This window comes from Paenibacillus sp. 05T425, from assembly GCF_056396205.1.
Map to the genome: position 1 here is coordinate 341094 of NZ_JBFTLA010000003.1, position 19015 is coordinate 360108.

General features: G+C 50.7%; 15 protein-coding genes and 1 tRNA gene. 5 read left to right on the forward strand and 11 right to left on the reverse strand.

The genetic code is table 11. The features are described from left to right. The first annotated feature begins 7 nt into the window (after nucleotides 1-7). Nucleotides 8-439 (forward strand): Rrf2 family transcriptional regulator, encoded by a 432-nt coding sequence (locus tag AC1DF0_RS08235; protein ID WP_442049171.1) that lies wholly within the window; start codon nucleotides 8-10, stop codon nucleotides 437-439. A 62-nt stretch (nucleotides 440-501) separates the two neighbouring features. Here AC1DF0_RS08235 and AC1DF0_RS08240 read toward each other — a convergent pair whose 3' ends face one another. From AC1DF0_RS08240 to AC1DF0_RS08250, 3 genes are all read right to left on the reverse strand, one after another. Beyond that, a complete protein-coding gene (locus AC1DF0_RS08240; RefSeq protein WP_442049170.1) occupies nucleotides 502-1335 on the reverse strand; it encodes a sugar ABC transporter permease in 834 nt (277 codons plus the stop codon). Next, nucleotides 1332-2639: a carbohydrate ABC transporter permease gene (locus AC1DF0_RS08245; RefSeq protein ID WP_442049169.1), complete on the reverse strand. Its 1308-nt coding sequence runs from the start codon at nucleotides 2637-2639 to the stop codon at nucleotides 1332-1334. Before AC1DF0_RS08245 ends, AC1DF0_RS08240 begins: the two co-directional genes overlap by 4 nt. Nucleotides 2640-2727: 88 nt before the next feature. Next, nucleotides 2728-4032 carry a sugar ABC transporter substrate-binding protein gene (locus AC1DF0_RS08250; RefSeq protein WP_477573625.1) on the reverse strand — a complete coding sequence of 435 codons (1305 nt, stop codon included), beginning with the start codon at nucleotides 4030-4032 and terminating at the stop codon, nucleotides 2728-2730. A gap of 557 nt (nucleotides 4033-4589) precedes the next feature. Between AC1DF0_RS08250 and AC1DF0_RS08255 the strand changes: the two genes are divergently transcribed. Next, nucleotides 4590-6680 (forward strand): catalase, encoded by a 2091-nt coding sequence (locus AC1DF0_RS08255; RefSeq protein ID WP_477573626.1) that lies wholly within the window; start codon nucleotides 4590-4592, stop codon nucleotides 6678-6680. Between the two features lie 137 nt (nucleotides 6681-6817). Here the strand turns inward: AC1DF0_RS08255 and AC1DF0_RS08260 are convergent. Further along, nucleotides 6818-6904: transfer RNA gene (locus AC1DF0_RS08260), tRNA-Leu, on the reverse strand. A gap of 237 nt (nucleotides 6905-7141) precedes the next feature. Between AC1DF0_RS08260 and AC1DF0_RS08265 the strand changes: the two genes are divergently transcribed. Then, nucleotides 7142-7873 carry a divergent polysaccharide deacetylase family protein gene (locus AC1DF0_RS08265; RefSeq protein ID WP_442049166.1) on the forward strand — a complete coding sequence of 244 codons (732 nt, stop codon included), beginning with the start codon at nucleotides 7142-7144 and terminating at the stop codon, nucleotides 7871-7873. On the opposite strand, the gene AC1DF0_RS08270 is transcribed toward AC1DF0_RS08265, so the two are convergent. Continuing rightward, nucleotides 7838-8545, reverse strand: coding sequence for an N-acetylmuramoyl-L-alanine amidase family protein (locus tag AC1DF0_RS08270; protein WP_442049165.1), 708 nt, complete (start codon nucleotides 8543-8545; stop codon nucleotides 7838-7840). The genes AC1DF0_RS08265 and AC1DF0_RS08270 overlap by 36 nt on opposite strands. 249 nt (nucleotides 8546-8794) lie before the next feature. Between AC1DF0_RS08270 and AC1DF0_RS08275 the strand changes: the two genes are divergently transcribed. Then, nucleotides 8795-9034: a YqzE family protein gene (locus tag AC1DF0_RS08275; RefSeq protein ID WP_442049164.1), complete on the forward strand. Its 240-nt coding sequence runs from the start codon at nucleotides 8795-8797 to the stop codon at nucleotides 9032-9034. Here the strand turns inward: AC1DF0_RS08275 and AC1DF0_RS08280 are convergent. From AC1DF0_RS08280 to AC1DF0_RS08290, 3 genes are all read right to left on the reverse strand, one after another. Further along, nucleotides 8996-9940 carry a hypothetical protein gene (locus AC1DF0_RS08280; protein WP_477573627.1) on the reverse strand — a complete coding sequence of 315 codons (945 nt, stop codon included), beginning with the start codon at nucleotides 9938-9940 and terminating at the stop codon, nucleotides 8996-8998. The genes AC1DF0_RS08275 and AC1DF0_RS08280 overlap by 39 nt on opposite strands. Before the next feature lie 162 nt (nucleotides 9941-10102). Continuing rightward, nucleotides 10103-11044, reverse strand: a complete 942-nt coding sequence (locus AC1DF0_RS08285) for a YqhG family protein (protein WP_477573628.1) — start codon at nucleotides 11042-11044, stop codon at nucleotides 10103-10105. After that, the gene (locus AC1DF0_RS08290; protein ID WP_477573629.1) at nucleotides 11041-12897 is read right to left on the reverse strand and encodes a DEAD/DEAH box helicase; all 1857 of its coding nucleotides are present in this window, start codon (nucleotides 12895-12897) and stop codon (nucleotides 11041-11043) included. Before AC1DF0_RS08290 ends, AC1DF0_RS08285 begins: the two co-directional genes overlap by 4 nt. Nucleotides 12898-13178: 281 nt before the next feature. Between AC1DF0_RS08290 and AC1DF0_RS08295 the strand changes: the two genes are divergently transcribed. Then, nucleotides 13179-15713 (forward strand): adenosylcobalamin-dependent ribonucleoside-diphosphate reductase, encoded by a 2535-nt coding sequence (locus tag AC1DF0_RS08295; RefSeq protein ID WP_477573630.1) that lies wholly within the window; start codon nucleotides 13179-13181, stop codon nucleotides 15711-15713. Nucleotides 15714-15850: 137 nt separating this feature from the next. Here the strand turns inward: AC1DF0_RS08295 and AC1DF0_RS08300 are convergent, their stop codons facing one another. The 3 genes from AC1DF0_RS08300 to AC1DF0_RS08310 form a co-directional block, all read right to left on the reverse strand. Then, complete coding sequence (locus AC1DF0_RS08300; protein ID WP_477573631.1) at nucleotides 15851-16537, reverse strand: Dph6-related ATP pyrophosphatase; 687 nt, start codon at nucleotides 16535-16537, stop codon at nucleotides 15851-15853. 30 nt (nucleotides 16538-16567) lie between these two features. After that, entirely contained in the window at nucleotides 16568-17320 is a 753-nt protein-coding gene (locus tag AC1DF0_RS08305) for a pirin family protein (protein WP_477573632.1), read from the reverse strand. Between the two features lie 154 nt (nucleotides 17321-17474). Continuing rightward, the gene (locus tag AC1DF0_RS08310; RefSeq protein WP_477573633.1) at nucleotides 17475-18878 is read right to left on the reverse strand and encodes an MFS transporter; all 1404 of its coding nucleotides are present in this window, start codon (nucleotides 18876-18878) and stop codon (nucleotides 17475-17477) included. Nucleotides 18879-19015: the final 137 nt, after the last annotated feature.

A 19015-nucleotide genomic window follows, 5' to 3' on the forward strand; every position in this document is an offset into this window, starting at 1 on the left:
TGAGGACGTGACTAGTAATCGATTCGCGGTAGCGGTTCATATTATGACTTTATTGGACGTTAGCGAAGGCGAGCGAATGACCTCGGAGCTGATTGCCGGAAGCGTCAATACGAATCCGGTCGTTATCCGCCGGATTATCGGGATGTTAAGCAAGGCAGGGCTCGTCACGACGAACGCAGGCGTAGCCGGCGCCGTCATTACGAGGCCAACCGATCAGATTACGCTGCTCGATATATATCAGGCCGTAACAAGTCCCATGCAGGATGAGCTGTTCGCGATTCACGAGAAGCCGAATCCGAATTGCGGCGTCGGGCGCAACATTCAATCCTCGCTGGAAAGAGCCTTCAACGAAGCTCAGCAAGCGATGGAAAATAAGCTTGGCCATATTACGCTAGCTGAGATCGCAGGCGATGTCGCTGAGAAAATAGGCAATGAGTAAGAGTACAAAAGGAGGTGCCCAAAGCTGTATGCTTTAGGGGCACCTCCTTTTTTCGTCCATATTCAGCCTTTCGAAGCGCCTGCCGTTAACCCTTCAATTAAGAAACGCTGCAAGAATAGGAACAGCATCGTCACGGGCACGGCGACAAGGACGGCGCCGGCAGCGAACATCGTGAACTCCGTCGAGTTGCGCTGGCTGACCATACGATACAACCCGACAGCAAGCGTGCGCTGCTCCTCCGTGCGGAGGATGAGATCGGCGAAGATGAAGTCGACGAAGGCGCCGTTGAAGATCATAAGGCTGGCATAGGTCAGCATCGGTGTTGATAAGGGAACAATGATGCCCATGAACACTCTCAGATGGCTTGCGCCGTCGATGCGGGCCGCATCCTCAAGGCTCTTCGGAATCGTGTCGAAAAAACCTTTGGCCACGAAAACGTTCGTAATGATCGCGCCTGTACTGTAGACGAGAATGAGCGCCCAGTGGGAGTCCAGCAAGCCGATCGAATTCAATAGGACGAAGATCGCAATCATCGCCATGAAGCCGGGAAACATCTGCAGCACAAGAAATACTTTAAGCGTCGTTTTGCGACCGGCGAACCGGAAGCGAGAGATGGCATAAGAGGTGATGAGCAGAAGAAAGGTTCCAATCATGGTCGAGAAGACGGCAACCTTAAGCGTATTAAGAAACCAAGTGCCGTACTTCGTTTTTTCGAACAAATCGTAATAATGCTGGAGCGTCATTTCGCTAGGGATAAAGGACTCGCTGTACAGACTGTTGCCAGTCTTCAGCGAGGATAACAATATCCATAATGCCGGATAAATACTGATGACCGTAAGTATCGTTAATAGGAGGTAGGTAGCGCCTAGTTTCCATTTGGCCGATGAGAGTCTCAATGGATCATATCCTCCTCTTTGTAGGATCGCGTCCGCGTATAACTCCAGATGGAGAAGGAGGCGATGAACATAAAGATGAAAATGCCGATAACGGACGCAAAGCTGAATTGCGACTGGTTAAGCGCCAGCTTATAAAGCCATGTAACGAGCAGATCGGTATGGCCCGCGAATTGATAACCGACGTTAACGGGATCGCCGCCCGTGAGCAAATAGATGACGTTGAAGTTGTTAATATTGCCCGCAAAATTCATGATGAGCACCGGAGCGGTGGCGAACAGCACCATCGGCATCGTAATGTAGCGGAACTTCTGCAGCGACCCCGCTCCGTCGACATCCGAGGCTTCGTAAAGATCGCGGGGAATCGTCGTTAGAACGCCGAACGCCAATATCATTGTGATCGGAATGCCCATCCACATATTGACGAGCACGACGGTTACTTTCGCCATGAACGGATCGGTCAGCCAAGGGAGGCCATTCAGTCCAATCGCCCGCAAGTAATCGTTCACAGGACCAAATTGATTGTTGAACATATTGCGCATAACGAGCAGCGAGATCATATTCGGAATAGCGAACGGTATGATAAGCGCGGTCCGCCAAAATTTCTTGAACTTCACGCCCGGCTGATGGATGAGCACCGCAACGACGACGCCGCCTAGATAGGTCGTGAACGTAGCAAGGATTGCCCATACGATCGTCCACTGGAGTACGCCAACGAACGTTTTGCTCCATACCTTCATATTGATCATTTTCATAAAATTATCGAACCCGACCCAGTCAACGAGATTCGCTGGCGGAAGGATTGGATCCGCGTAATTCGTGAATGCGAGCAGAATCGAGAAGATAAGCGGCAGAACGGTCAAGAAAGCGATGGCGATAAACGGGGGAAGCAGCACTAGATAAGCAAAATGCTTCTGTCCAAGCATCGCCAGCGATTCCGTGAAGCGGTTCGGCTTGCCGCCGTTGTCCCGGTGCTTGCCGACGATATAAGCGTCGCGAATGTTCAATACGTAGTAGCAAAGAATGAGCAAAGCCGCAATCAATGCGACAAGTCCTTTGATCAGCATGAAGATCGAATGGTCGCCTTCGACAAGGCGCGTCATTTTGCCGACTTTCATGAAGCCGCTCGGACGGTCGCCAAGCGTAATTAATCCACGTAGAAGGTCGAATAGCTCGAAGATGAAGAAGTAAATGCTCGTCAGGCCTAAAGCCGCAAACAATAAGCCTTTCAGCCATTGCCTGTTGTAGAGCTGGCCAGAGCCTATCAGCAGAGCCGATAATATCGCGCCCGCGCGTCGGTTGGTCATGGGGCAGCAGCCTCTTTTCTCGCAGGATACGGCCCCTCGTCCGCACCTATTGCAGGAGCGGGCGAATGGGCCGTTTTTTTAATACTCGTTACCTTGCGCTCATACCGTCCTTAATCGTTTGGACCATGTTATCGAGCGTTGTCTTAATATCAAGACTCGTATCGTCCCACAGTGCGATGAAGGTTGCCTTCAGTGCTTCCCATACAAGGTCTACGCCAGGTACAGAAGACATCGGCACCGAATTGGCGAATTGCAGGAAGAAACCGCTCGTAATCGGATCGTCCTTAATGAGTGGATCTTCGCCTGCTTCCAGGTTCGTAGGAATCGCACCGGTCATTTGATAGTTTTTGAGCTGGTTTTCTTTGCTGCTGGCGAAGTTCGCGAATAGATGAGCAGCGACTGGATACGGCGTATAGGAGTTGACGTAATAGGATTTCACGCCCGAGAACGAGATCGAGTCGTTGCCATTCGGGAACTTCGGAAGCGGAGCGACGCCCAAATTCACTTTATCCTTGAACGCTGCGACCGACCAAGGACCGTCGATGTTCAGCGCCAGCTTGCCTTCTTGGAACAGCTGTGTTTTGACGTCATACGTTATATCTCCGGCATTCATCGGCAAGATCGACTTTAACTTGCGTAGAAACTCGAAGCCCTGAACGACGTCGCCTTTGTTCAAGCCGATATCGTCCGCGTTCGTATTGTTGTCGCCGAACATGTAGCCGCCGTAGCTGCCGATAAACGGATACGTATAGTAGCCGACGAATTCCCACATAATCGCGTATTTCTTCTGCGCGGGATCGTTGAAGGTGTCGGCGAATGCGATGATTTCATCCCATGTTTTCGGAGGCTCGGGCAGGATGTCCTTGTTGTAAAACATCGCATACGTCTCAACCGACTTCGGATAGCCGTACAGCACGTTGTCGAAGGAAGATGCGGTAACGGCAGTCTCTACATTGTTCGTCCGCGTCTCTTCCTCGAACACTTCGTTCGGCAGGAGCAAGCCTGCTTTCACGGCAAGACCGATCTGATCATGCGGCAGTGTCAATACGTCTGCAGCCGTCTTGGACGGGCCATCCGTCGTCAATCTAGCGCCTTGATCGCCGCCTGTCACAACTTCGACAGAAACAGGCACGCCGTATTTCTCTTCGAACGCTTTGCCGACTTCCTGCATATAGGCTTGCTGCTCCTGTGCTTCCCACACGACCAGCTTTGCGCCTTTCTCCGGCACTAGCTCATCCGTGTTGCCTTCCTCGGCCGTTTCATTGGTTGGCGCATTGGTGGCAGGAGCGGGATTGCCTTCATTGCCATTGTTGCCGGCTGAGTTACATGCGGCGAGGGCGAAGACGAGCATAATGCTGACAAACAGGGAAAACCATTTTGATCTTTTTAACATAAGAACACCCCTTCGATATGATTGGCAAACAGGTAATGCGAATCAATCCGGCGGCAGGGAAGGTTGATTCGTTGCTTGTCGTAGGCCGGAGCGATACTTACGGGCGCACCTCGCTTTCTTTGGTGGACAACACAAAAAGGCACAGCCTCGATTACACATAGCGTGCACGAGGTTGTACCTTAACAGGTAACATCGCCTTCATATTGTCTTATAACATGTTCCTGATGTCCTAACTATTTACTATTACGCCCCCATTATATAATGCTGTTTAAAGCGCTTGCAAACGTCGTTATCACCCAAATTCGTTCAATTTGTCAATATTATAGGCCATTCTCTTGGATTTCATGGGTTAAAATGGCTATTTCTCAGTTTCTTGCATGTTTTGCTTGCTCCTTGGAACGAGAACCTCATCAATAGGCAAAACGATGCTCTCGTATAATAGTTCGCTAGCGAGCTTTATCGGAATTATTGAGAGAGAGCTTCATATGGGAATAACAGGATAAATGATCCTGATGTGGCGGATACTATGCCTATTCTTGAAGAGGGGGAATGTGCAAATGAATGAGAAGGACAACGCCAAGCAAAAGCAACTAAATGCCTATCGCGTTACGGATCAAGGCGAGGCTTTAACGACGAATCAAGGCTTGCGGATCGAGGATGATGAGCATTCTTTGAAGGTTGGTCCGCGCGGCCCGACAATTATGGAGGACTTCCACTTCCGGGAAAAAATGACGCACTTCGATCATGAGCGGATTCCTGAGCGTGTCGTGCATGCTAGAGGGTTCGGCGCGCACGGAGAATTCGAGCTGTACGAATCGCTTGCGGAGTTCACGAAAGCGAAGTTCTTGACGGATACGTCGCTTCGCACGCCGTTGTTCGTCCGATTCTCTACCGTAGCAGGATCTCGCGGCTCAAGCGATACGGTGCGCGATGTGCGCGGTTTTGCGGTGAAATTTTATACAGAGGAAGGCAATTACGATCTTGTCGGCAACAATATGCCGGTGTTCTTCATTCAGGACGCGGTAAAGTTCCCCGACTTTATCCATGCCGTTAAGCCGGAGCCCCCCAATGAGATTCCTCAAGCCTCATCGGCTCATGATACATTCTGGGATTTCGTAGGCACGAATACGGAGACCGCCCATATGATTATGTGGGTTATGTCAGGAAGGGCGCTGCCTCGCAGCTTCCGTATGATGGAAGGGTTCGGCGTGCATACGTTCCGATTCATTAATGAGCAAGGAAAGTCTCACTTCGTCAAGTTCCATTGGAAGCCAAAGCTTGGCGTTCATTCGCTAGTGTGGGATGAGACGCAGAAGATTGCCGGCAAGGATCCGGACTTCAACCGCCGCGACTTGTGGAACGCGATCGAGCAGGGCAACTATCCCGAATTCGAGCTTGGCGTTCAAATACTGAAGGAAGAGGATGAGTTCAGCTTCGACTTCGATATATTGGACGCGACGAAGCTATGGCCGGAGGAGATCGTCCCCGTACGAATCGTTGGCAAAATGACTCTGAATCGGAACACGGACAATTTTTTCGCGGAAACAGAGCAGGTTGCCTTCCATGTCGGACATCTCGTACCCGGCATTGACTTCACGAACGATCCCTTGCTGCAAGGTCGGCTATTCTCGTACACGGATACGCAGCTGCTTCGCCTAGGGGGACCGAACTTCGCGGAAATTCCGATCAATCGACCGATCGCGCCGGTACATAACAATCAACGGGACGGCATGCACCGGATGACGATTAATCCGGGACAGACGAGCTATCATAAGAACGGCCTAGCGAACAATGATCCGGCGCCAGTACCACCAAGCGAAGGCGGCTACCGTCATTATGAGGAGAAGGTAGACGGTCGGAAGATCAAGGCAAGAAGCAATAGCTTTGAGGATCACTACAGCCAGGCGTCGATGTTCTGGCATAGCATGTCGCCGGTCGAGCAAAACCAGATCGTAAACGCCTTCCGCTTCGAGCTCGGCAAAGTTATGTCCAAGCAGGTTCGGCAGCGAGTTGTGGATGTGTTCAGCCATGTGGCGGAGGAGCTAGCAGAGCGGATAGCCGAAGGCATTGGAGCGACTGCGACCAAGGGAATTGGGACAGAGCCAACAGTCATTTCTCCTGCCCTTAGCATGATGACAAAGGCGAAGTCAGCTGCTACGCGCAAGGTTGCGGTGATGCTCGGAACAGGTTACCACACGGCAGAGGTACAGGCGCTGTTGAAGGCGTTGACCGCGGTGAAAGTAACGGCGGACATTGTGAGTAAAACGCTCGCGCCCGTAAGCGGTAACGACGGCACGCTGATCGAGCCGCAGCAATCGCTGCTCACTGCGGCGTCGGTCCTGTACGACGCCGTCTATGTAGCTGGAGGAGCGCAGGGCGTTGACGAGCTGCTAAGCGATGTCGCATCGGCAGGTTTCGTCCGCGAAGCGTTCCAGCATTATAAGACGATTGCCGCCGTAGGAGAAGGTGTGCGACTGCTAATTGCCTCCGGTGCGGCACATGAGGCAGGAAGCAACGTGGCGAAGCCGGCAGGCGTGTTGCTCACCGGCGATGAGAGTGCCGATGCAGCGTTCTTCACATCGTTCATTGATGGGATAGCGCAGCATCGCCATTGGGATCGTGTATTGCAACCGCAACTGGTGAAGTAGATTAAGGCGGGAAGGACGACAGACAAAAGGGACATTCACAATAATGGCGTTTGTCCCTTTTGTCTGCTTCTTCAAGAAAATAAAAAAGCCCGCAATCGCTGCTAGAGCAATATTGCGAGCTTGTTGATTATAGAAGTTGGTGCGGTCGAGAGGACTCGAACCTCCACGGCTGTTACACCACTAGAACCTGAATCTAGCGCGTCTGCCAATTCCGCCACGACCGCATGCCTTAATTACGTTTCTTATGTTAGCATGGCGTGCAGTCATGAGTCAACTGTTTGGTTAAAGTTATAATATTCAGCATATTTTTCTTCCTTTACACAAACAATGAAATCAAAAAGCAGAATGGTGGAATGGTAATGTTGAAACAACGCAAGCACGGCATATGGATACGTGTACTTATTGTCACATTAGCTTTATGTTCATTAGCTTTCAGGCAATCACATGCGAGCGCACATCGAGTGGATTCCGAGACTTCAGATCCGCAAAAACGGTTGGTTGCTATCGTCATCGACGACTTCGGCAACGGGATGACAGGCACGGAGGAGATGATGAAGCTGCCGGTGAAGTTCACGACAGCCATCATGCCGTTCCTTCCTACGACGAAGCAGGATGCCGAGCAATCGCATAAGATGGGACATGATGTTATCGTCCATATGCCGATGGAGCCGAATAAAGGGCTTAAAAAATGGCTGGGTCCAGGCGCGCTCACGACTGATCTATCCGACGAAGAGGTTCGGAAGCGGGTGGAGGCGGCGATCGACGATGTACCGTATGCAGTCGGCATGAACAATCATATGGGCTCGAAGGTGACGGCAGACGAGCGCATGATGCGTATTGTCCTTAGCGTCTGCAAGGAGCGCGGCTTGTTTTTCCTAGACAGCCGCACCACTTACAAGACGGTTGTTCCCAAGATTGCAGGAGAGATTGGCGTGCCACTCGTATCCAATGACGTGTTTTTGGACGATGTGTATACGGAACAGCATATTTCAAAGCAAATATCGCTGCTACGCAAGCATATGGAATCACATGACATCGGCATTACGATTGGTCATGTTGGCCCTTCGGGATTGAAGACGGCATCCGTTCTCAAACATTCGATTCCACTCATGCAGTCCGACGTGAAGTTCGTGAAGTTGTCCGCACTTGTGAGCGGCTCAGCGGGCGATCCATTTATATTGCCGAATCCCTGAAGCGACTGCTTCGGCGATTTCTTGCTGCTTGACCGGGTCGGTTAACATAACGCGATCCCTTTCGGAGCTGATGAAGCCCATCTCTACGATAACAGACGGCTGCTGAACGCGGCGCAGCAAATAGAAGGGCTTACCCTCGCGCGGTAAAAACTGAGTGTTTTGCTGTCTATTAAGCGCATCCTGTATACAGAACGCAAGCAGTGCGCTCTCGCCGCTAGTCTGATGTAGCACAAGCGGACCGTACTTGGATTTGTTCTTAGTTGAGTTGACATGAAGGCTGACCAGCAGCTCGCTGTCGATCTCTTCGGTTAATTGCCTTCGCTGCGACAAGTCTTTGCGATGGCGGGATCGGCTAATATGCCAACGATTGTCTTCGCTAAGCGCATAATCGCTTGTACGGTTCATAACGGCAGCAATGCCTTGCGCCCGCAAGATCGCATACAGCTTATGGGCTACAGCGAGATTAATATCTTTTTCCAGCATATCGCCGTAAGAAGCGCCTCCGTCGACGCCTCCGTGACCAACGTCGATGATGACGACGGTGTTCGGAAGCGCCCAATCAAACCCCGACTCCGATATGACAGGCTGGAACGGCATCGCAGCCGCCGATTGCGAAGAACTGGATGCCAGCAGTAATAAGGCGATTAGGCACATAAGCAGGTAACGGTGCATAACGGGAATTCCTCCATCGCGTAAAGTGATACGCTTATCGTGGCTTATCGGAGGAAAACTCATGCAAGGAAAACTCATGCATGTTTATGTCGGGAGCAGGCGGGGAAAGCTTATATCATCAAGCGTAAACGGCAGTCGCCATTTTTTGGCGGCGCAAGCAAACGTTTCGCGGAGAAAAATAAGCACAGTATAAACAAAAATTTTATACTTTCTTATATTTGAACAAAATGGGCTGGAGGAGTGATCGCAATGGCTATCAAAGGCGGTAAAGAATTAGCAACATTCGTGACGGAGCAATTCGTAACCTATATGGAGACACCGAAGGAACAGCGGAAACAAACGAAATCGTCAGCCAAAGCATTGAGGGAGCCGTGGCTGACGCGTTGGTTCGGATGGGGGCCGGCGAGCTTGATGATTTGGTGGAAAATAAGGGCGGAGCGTCAGAGCGTCTCAACTATAAAAAGAGCCAAGCCCCAACAAGAGCTGTAGCGGAATGTAGCGGCGCAGTCCGCTGTCTTCGCCAGCTTCCAAAGCGATATAAGCATGCCCGCTTGTCCAGCTGTGATAGCCGACAACAGACCAGGCATATAACATTTGGCCATCGAACCGCTCGGCGATATACCGAAGCTGTTGTTGGCCATTTATTTTGACAAGCAAAGATGAGTATTTGATTGAATTTATGTTCAACGGCTTGTTCGTTATCCAAGACAGCTTGGCGTATGGATCGAACGAAGCGATCGAATGTGATTTTTGCAGCTTATGGTCGGTATGAGCTTGGAATAAAGCTGCTTGCGCTTGTTCGGTCTCAGCCGACGTTTCCCAACCTTCGGCGGTAACGGGCAATTGCTCGCCGGTAGCAGCATCGGTGTAATAGGAGGTGCTGTCGGACGTTATTTTCCAAGCGGCAAGCAGAGGGTGAATGTAAATACGTTCTGCACCAATCTTATCGGTGCCTGTAGACTTGCTAAGTCCTAGCTGGAGCATAGAATGCTCGAAAGATTGTCCGCCGAATAGAGGCTCGCTGCTTAAGCCGTACTCTCCTAATTGATAACCTCCCGCTTCCATAGCATTCAATACCATATAACCGACAATGGTCTGCTTATTATTCTTTACAAGCACAAGCCAGCTATGCGTACCCGGTCCAAGAGCGGTAATCGACAAGTCCGCGTGATTCCAGCTTGTGAACGGTGGCTCTGATGCGATTTGATTGGCAAAAATACGGGCTTGATCGCTAATTTCATCCGATATTACCGTTGCTTGAACAGCTGCCGCATTAGCACGAATATCATCTAACCCAACAATTGAATTTACATTCGTGAAACTGCCTAAGGAATAGAGCGGCAATCCGATCAAAGCAACTGATGCTAAAATTTTCCGCCATTTCAAAAGTGGCAAGGAATGATCCCCCTTCCGCATTGTCTCGATTAGGGACAAGCCTGTCCTATGTCTAGAATTGTACGCTGCATGCAGCAAAAAGACTGTTGCAACTTGTCAGGCAAAGGCGGTCTTCTGACCGCCTTTTTTTGACGTATCCATGCGAATGTGGTCACAATTCAGTCAATCGATGCCCTCAAGGTGGATGATGCCGCAGTTAATGGCGGATGCCGTCACGCGCGGTTCGAATTGCCAACGAATTTCGGCTTGCCGCTGAACGAATTGCTCCTCGATAGCAGCCTTCGTTTCTTCAAGGGCGTTCGAGATCAGCGGCTCATAGTAGCCTTTGATCCTTGCCAGCTCTTCCTCGAGCCTTGCGGACGCTTCACCAGCCCAGCCGTAATCGTAGCTCTTGAGCTTGCGTTCCAGCGCGGCTTCTACGATACTCATCGCTTTGTTGTACGATAGTCCGTTGCGTGTAATGTGGATGTTGGAAGGCAGACGCGGCGTAAGCTTCATAGTCACCAAACGATCATGGAATTGCTCCACGCATAAGCCAGTGGCTAGCGATACCCCAAAGCTGTGAATCTCCTCGCGCTTGCGATCGCAAGCGAATTCGACTCGCATATTGACGGCCAGCCAAGCCGTGTAAGGAGAAGAGCTGTATGGATGCGGACTTTTTTTGTCCATCTCCTGGAACAGATAGACGAAGCTGCCCTTGGACTTGGCCGCGTCGAACAGCTGCTCCAGCTTACGCGAGCCAAAATAAAGATCCTCGCGCGGCACGCGGACATTCGACGCCAAGCTGCCGTGAACGAACCCGAGGGAGCGGCTTAATGCCGCATTCGCCGCTTGATCCTCTTCCGTTTCTGCGGGGGGAGCGGCTGCTTTGTCGCTCTCCATCGCGTCATACTTCTGCTTATCGGTAACGAGCAGATAGGTCATCGTTTCCGGCTCCGTACCTAACCGATCTACGAAGCTCCAATAATAGGGGCGGTTCGTCAGTTCGCGGTCTGCAAAAGGGGACAGCTTGACGGTGAAATGAGACGGCGACTTTTCCAGTATCGAGCATTCCGTTGCTTCCAAATACCGGTTGACGAACTTATGGACTTGTTTCTCGTTCATGGACGCACCTCCACCGTTTGTCCGAGCTTGTCCGTGTGGATAATCAGCTCATGAGAATGCGAATGCGATTGCGTTCGTGAAGGAGTTAGAGGCTCGCCAGCCGTTGCCGTTGATTGCACCTCACCGCGAATTTGACTAAGCGAACTGCCCAGCTCGTTCATCTGGCGTTTTAAGTCCTGATCATTTCCCGCCTCGAGAAGCATACGGGCCAGCCGTTGCTCGATGGAGCCGTCGCCTTTCTCGAAACGCTCTAGAATATGATCCAGCTCGCCGATCACGAGCTCGAATAGATTGATCTTCTCATGGAGCAAGCCCACGATATGCTCTTCAATCGTTCCTTGGGTACACAGGTTATATATTTTCACATCCTCGGTCTGACCAAGACGGTGCACCCGTCCGATTCGCTGCTCGACGCGCATCGGATTCCAGGGCAGATCGAAGTTAATCATATGGTGGCAGAACTGCAGATTGATGCCTTCGCCGCCGGCCTCCGTTGCAATCAGCACCTGTGCGCGGCCGCGGAACAGATCCATCATCCAATCCTTCTTACCACGATTCATACCGCCTCGATACGGGACGGCAATCATATTATGCGCACGGAAGAACTGCAGCAAATACTCTTGCGTTGCCCGATACTCGGTGAAAATAATGACCTTCTCATCCATAGCCTTCACGAGCTCGAGCGTCTTCTCTGCTTTCGTATTCGCTTTGATGCTCTTGATCTTCTCGACGAGCTCCCAAATCTTCGGACGCATCGGCGAATCCTCGCTCGTCTTCTTGAACAAATTAACAAGCGTAAGGAAAACGGCGTCGCGGCTGCTGCATACTTCACGCTGCAAAGTTACGAGCGACAGCATGCTGGTCAGATCGCCTCCGCTTTCGTCGTAGCGCTCCTTAACGAAGCCGGTCACGGCATCGTACAGCGCTTTCTCGTCTTCGGACAAGTAGAGCGGGATGTTGCGGACGACCCGTTTCGTAAAATGAATGCCTCCGTCGCCGCGCCGATTGCGGATCATGACGCCGGACAACGCTTCTTGCAGTTGATCCTCGTTTTTCGGAAGACGTTTGTCGACAACAAAGTTGGCTGCGAAGTCGCTTTGGCCGCCTAGTTGGCCAGGCTTGAGCAGCGTGATGAGATTGAATAGCTCATCGAGATCATTTTGAATAGGCGTAGCGGTCAGCAGCAGACAATATTTTTTGCGAAGCAGATTCGCGAATTGGTAGTTGGTCGTCTTCTTGTTCTTGAGCTTGTGCGCCTCGTCGATAATGATGAGGTCATAATCGGTGTTCAATACGAGCTCGCGATGCGGGTCGCGCTTCGCGGTATCGATCGAGGCAACGACGACGTCATAACCCCAGGTATGCTCTCGTTTCTGGGCAACAGCAGAAATGCCGAATTTCTGATTCAACTCCCGTACCCACTGGAGCACGAGTGAAGCGGGAACGAGAATGAGCGCGCGCTTCACAAGCCCGCGAACCATATATTCTTTGAGCACGAGGCCAGCTTCGATCGTTTTGCCAAGGCCGACCTCGTCAGCGAGAATTGCTCTGCCTCCCATCTCGTGCAGCACTTTGCGCGCGGTACTGATCTGATGAGGCATCGGCTCGAACTCGGGTAGGCTGCGCAAACACTGCAGTTGTTCGAAGCTTTCAATCCGACGGGCTTGTTCGGCTTCCATCGCAAGCTGATAGAGTGTCCAGTCGTCCCATGGACCACCCTTGGCAATGCGGTTCTGAAGCTCGTCGAACCAGGAACGATCGTATTGGAGATCGACTAGCGGATGGAGCTTTTTCGTAACGTAAGAGATTCCCGTATCGGTTGAACTAATCTGTGGCTGGTTCGTAAATGACATGGAGATCAGCTCCCTTTCGCAATGGATTAGGCATAAGTTGTCATTAGTATGGCCCTTTCAACAAAGATTAATAAGATGGCTCATAAAAAAGAGTGCGGACAAGCTTGAGCGAGATAGATGTCATGTAAGCGGAGTTCGTGTAGGAAATTCGAGGAAAACAAGGCTGTAGATCAACATATAGTATAGTATAATAAGGTTATGGTACAATATATTGTGATTTAGGTGGATTCGAGCGTAGGGAAGACGAAGTAAATGGAGCTTGAGAGGAGACTGTGACGGAGATGAGTACAGAACAGGGAACGAGACTCGAGGGACTTAGCGAGAAAATATTTTTGGATCGTTACGCATGGAAACAAGCCGATTCCAGTCAAGTCAAGGTCGGCGATACGGTGCTCGTCTTGACGAAGGATGATACGAAGTTTCCAACCAAAGAGGTCGGAGAGGTTACGGAGTTGTCAAGCAGCGGAGGCAGCGTCAAGGTGCGGCTGCGGAGCGGCGATGTGGTCGATACGACAACCGAGAAGCTGTCGCTTACGATCGAGCGAACACCGGAGGAAATGTGGGAACGTCTAGCGAAAGCAATGGCTTCGGCGGAGCTGACAGAAGATAAACGCAAGGAGTGGCAGGAGCGATTTCGATATATTTTAGACGATTGGAAGCTTGTGCCTGGAGGTAGGATTGCGGCAGGGGCTGGTGCGAGCGAGGAGCTGACTTTATTCAATTGTTATGTCATCCCATCGCCGAGGGATAGCAGGGGCGGCATTATGAACTCGCTCACGGAAATGACGGAAATTATGGCCCGCGGCGGCGGTGTCGGCATGAATCTATCCTCGCTCCGTCCGCGCCGTTCGATCGTCGCAGGCGTTAATGGCTCATCCAGCGGGGCAGTCTCTTGGGGAGGTCTGTTCAGTTATACGACGGGGTTGATTGAGCAGGGCGGTTCAAGAAGAGGAGCCTTAATGCTAATGATCAACGACTGGCATCCTGATGTGATGGAGTTCATTACGGTCAAGCAGACAATGGGGCAGGTGACGAATGCCAATCTGTCCGTCTGCGTCAGTAATGCGTTCATGCATGCGATTAAGGAAGATCTCGATTGGGAGCTTGTTTTTCCAGATACGAAGGAAGAAGGCTACGACGAGCTATGGAATGGCAATCTTGAGGCGTGGCGCCGAATGGGCAAGAAGGTTATTCATTATAAAACAGTTCGCGCGCGCGTTATATGGCAGACAATCATCGAATCGGCTTGGAAGTCGGCAGAGCCCGGCATCGTCTTCATGGAGTATTACAACCAAATGTCGAACAGCTGGTATTTCAATCCGATTATTAGTACGAATCCTTGCGCGGAACAAGGGCTTCCTGCATGGGGAGTGTGTAACCTGTCGGCAATCAATTTGTCGAGATTTTATGATGAAGAGAAAGATGATGTTGCGTGGGATGAGTTGGCCAAGGTGACGCGATGGTCGGTTCGTTTTCTGGATAATGTGATCGATACGACTCCATATCATTTTGAGGAAAATGAAAAGAATCAGAAGCTGGAGCGTCGTATTGGGCTTGGGACAATGGGGCTTGCAGAATTGATGATTAAGCTGCGAATTCGCTATGGAAGTCCAGAATCGCTTCAATTTCTTGATAGGCTGTATGGTTTTATAGCGAGAGAGTCTTATTTGGCATCAGCAGAAATTGCGGGAGAAAAGGGATCGTTCCAGGCTTTCGAGACGGAGCCCTTCCTGCAAAGCGGATTTATGCGCAATATGACCGAACAGTTCCCTGAGGTTGGTCAAGCGATTAAGGATAACGGAATGAGAAATGTGACTGTTATTACGCAAGCGCCGACGGGAAGCACGGGAACGATGGTCGGCACTTCGACGGGAATTGAACCGTACTTTGCATTCGAATACTACCGGCAAAGCCGACTTGGTCATGACAAGCAATATGTGCCGATTGCCGCGCAGTGGAAAGAGGAGCATCCGGGTGAGGAGCTTCCCGATTATTTTGTAACGTCGATGAGCTTGTCGGCGGAGGATCATATTCGCGTACAAGCCGCGATACAGCGATGGGTGGACAGCTCAATCTCGAAGACGGCAAATTGTCCTGCCGACTTCACCGTGGAGGAAACCGCGCGGCTGTATGAGCTGGCGTTCGAGCTAGGGTGCAAAGGCGTAACGATCTACCGCGACGGCAGCCGCGATGTGCAGGTGCTGTCAACGAAGAAGGAGGATTCGACGATTACGGAAGCAGTTGTTGAGCCTCAGATCGTAGAACCGCAATCAATCAAACCGGAGCAAGTACTCGATAAAGAGTACAAACGCCGTCCTCAAATGTTGAAAGGTGCTACCTATAAGGTCAACACGCCTTTCGGTATGGCTTATATTACGATCAACGACTTGAACGGTTCGCCGGCTGAAATATTCTTAAATGTCGGCAAGGCAGGTTCGGACGTATTCGCAATGGCAGAAGCGTTAGGCCGCGTCTGCTCGCTGTTCTTGCGTTATGGCGATCATGGAAACAAATCGAGACTGCTCATTAAGCATTTGAAAGGGATCGGTGGATCGGGTGCAATCGGTTTCGGCGTGAATCGGGTGGAGTCGATTGCCGATGCGGTTGCGAAGGCGTTGGAGATTCATACGGAGGGCGCTGAGGAGTATGCGGCATCTGTAGAAATTCCGGTAGCTCCGGCTATCCAAGCTGCTCCATATGATGAGCGTGGAGCAAAGACATCCATTGATTTGTGTCCGTCTTGCGGGTCAGCAACGCTTATTAATATCGAGGGCTGCAAACAGTGTAGTACGTGTGGATACAGCAAGTGTAACTAGGTATATGACTGGAACGTAAATATACAAATGAATGATGAGAGTTGATAAAACAAAGAAATCCAACTGATGTTAATTTAACATTAGTTGGATTTCTTTGTTTTGAGATCTATTCCATACAAAACGAAAAGTTCAATGAATCATAACAGCTCCAAAGGCAAAAAGGCATAATCCCCGTGCTTAACAATGCTGCCTCTTTGAACAGAAATAGGCTGTTTAAAGAGCGGGCCGTCAATTACGGTCGTATGAAACTCTCCGCCTTCTCCACACGGGTCAATCCCTCGAGCTTGCAGTTCTTTTATGTATTCGTGAGTGAGCGTTTGCCCCAAATCTTCCTCCCGCATCCCTAACGATAAATTTACAGTGACTAGGATGGAAACGAATCCTAGATTTACAAACTCGGTGACAGCTTCATAATGGTCCATCTCCCATAGCGGCATTGCAAGCTTTAAACCGGCATTTCGAGTAACCTTGTCATGCCAACAGCCATCAACAGGCATATCCAAGTCCCCTGTTACTAACACTTCTGCGCCTTGATGCTTTGCTTGTTCCAATAGGCCTATAAACACGGATTCATAGTCATCCCAACTTGCAGCCGCCGTATATACGGGCAAGCCGATAGATTCAGCTTGGGCGCGGATAAGCTCGGGAGGCATGCCGTGGGATCTGGAGCGTTTTCCTTCTTCCTCCAGCATGACGATGAGTCCGAGCGGTTCTCCAACTTTCATAGATTTATACAGAGCCAGCATGCTATCCTTGCCACCGCTAAAAGAAGCTATAAATTTATGCCAATGCACGCCATTTTTCCAGTTAACCATGTTGTCCATTTTTATCGTACTCCTAATTTATATTCATAATTATTCGTAACCCTCGCCTAAACCGCTAAACCATCCCGACAAGGTAGCCGGTGCGTCCACATCGACCAAAAAAGCTACCAGTGTCGTATCGGTAGTCGATCGAAAAGTTGGCAGCGCTGCTTTCGAGTCGGAGATCGCGTCGCCCTTAAATAGTTCAGCTTCATCTACGGTCACGTTTCCGTCCATTACATACACCCAAGCCGTCATTCCTGGTACAGAAGGAATGTTGATTTCCCGGCCAGCCTTCGCATGTATGTCATAAACGGCCACTCGTTGTCGAATCGTTAGCGGCGCATTTAACTCCTGGGGTCCGGCTAATAGGTTCCATTCGCCATTAGCAAATGACTCGGGACGGTCATAGAATTGGATGCCCGGGGTTAAATCTTTTTTCTCGGGGCGGATGAAAATTTGAAGCATTTCTACCTGTCCGCTGGGCACCGATTCTTGATGAAAGAAACTGCTGCCTGCGTTCATCATCATGAGCTTCATAGGTGAGTTAGCTGTTTTGATATTCGATGAATCTTCATGAACCATTGTCCCATGCCACATGTAACTGAATATCTCATCATTGCGGTGCTCATGCATGCCAACGACCGTTCCTGTGTCAAGAAAAGCGTGATCGATACGGCCCAGAGGACCGAATGCCAGATCAACTCCCTTTTTCTGAAAGATTCGGCCGGGACGAATCATGCGCAGCTTGAAAGGATCTCTTCCCACTACCGGCGTCTCATTTGATCGAAGGACTCGCAGCATATTTTGGACTCCTTATACCAATAGTCTGTATTCGCAATCGTTCTTGCTTGTCGTTCTCTTTATTATGAACACAGAAGCAACTGTTGGGAAGTGCACATATCCGATCTGCCGCATGCGAGGTGAGCTGTCTATTTCCAATCCGAATGGTCTGCTCTTATTCAGAGCGGACGTGTCGTTGAAACCTGTTGCGTGCCGGCAGAAAGCAAATCAGCGACGTGATAAGGGCCGCTGCGACAAAGGCTGCCGATCCCGATATGGAGTGCGATACGGCGTGGGCGAATTGCAGCTTCGATGGCTGATCCGCATAGCCCGCTGCGTTAAATACGGTTATGAGCACAGCCAAACCAAACGAGGAACCGCTTTGATGCGCGACGTTGATCAAACCCGAAGCTGCACCGCTATCTTTAGGTTCGACATCCGAGAGGCCCATAAAGGTGAGCGGTTGGAATACCATGCCGGAGCCTATGCCCATTACGGCCAATAGAATGAACATCAGCGGAAAGAAATGAGCTTGCAACGAGACGATTTGGCTCGTCCATAGCGTGCCAATGATGACCAATAGCATGCCGGCCGTCAACACATTTCGATTCCCGAAACGTTGCACCAACCCAGGTATCAGGTACATCATCCCGAATTGGGCTCCCGTAAACGGCAGGAAAGCTAAGCCTGCTTCGAACGAGCTGAAGCCGAGGACGTTTTGCAAATATTGCGGGATAAAGAAAAAGAGCGAAAAATTGCCGCACACGACCAAGAACCTTCCAAGATAAGCACCGGACCGCTGACGGTTCGCGAACAACCTGAGCGGGACGATCGGCTCTGCTGCTTTGGCTTCGACTAGAACGAATGCAGTCAAAAAAACAATCCCTGCTGCAAGCCAAGTCCACGTTTCGAGCCCACTCCAGCCATGATCGGCAGCTTGAACTAAGCCGTAAACCAACGAAGTCATGCCGATTACGGACGTCAACGCTCCCCAAAGATCGAAACGACCGGCTCTCGAATCTGTTTTTTGAATAAACTTCTGTACCAGATACACCAATGCCAATCCAATGGGTACATTAATAAACATCCCTACGCGCCAAGAAATGAAATCGGTAAAAAATCCACCGAGGATGAGGCCGACACTGCCGCCGGCAGCCGATACCGCGCTGTACATCGCGATCGCTCTCGAACGTTCCTTCGCCTCTACGAAGCTGGCCGACAGCAAGGCAAGAGCGGCAGGCGTGGCCAACGCAGCCGCGAAACCTTGGCATGCACGGGAGATAAGCAAAAATTCGGCTGTCGGCGCCAAACCTGCCAGCAGCGAGGTAAGCGAAAACAAGCCAATGCCCGCGACAAGCATTCTTCTGCGCCCCAAAAGATCCCCAGCCCGGGCACCAAGCAGCAGGAAGCCGCCAAACGCCAAAATATAGCTATTCTGGACCCAAGTCAGGCTGGTCGTCGACATGCGGAGCGACCGGCCGATTTCCGGTATGGCCGTTACCATAATGGAAGCATCGAGTACGACGATAAGCTGACAGGTAATGATAATGGTTAAAATGATCCATTTGGATTGATTCATTAAGCAAGTTCCTTCCCTAAGTAAATTTTATCTTTCTAGGAAACAGTATAGGCGGGATCGCCGGGAGGAAGTAGACCGTTCCTGTCGTGAAATTGCCTAAAGCTGCATTCTTATAAAAACTTGTCGTCAAGCTTCAC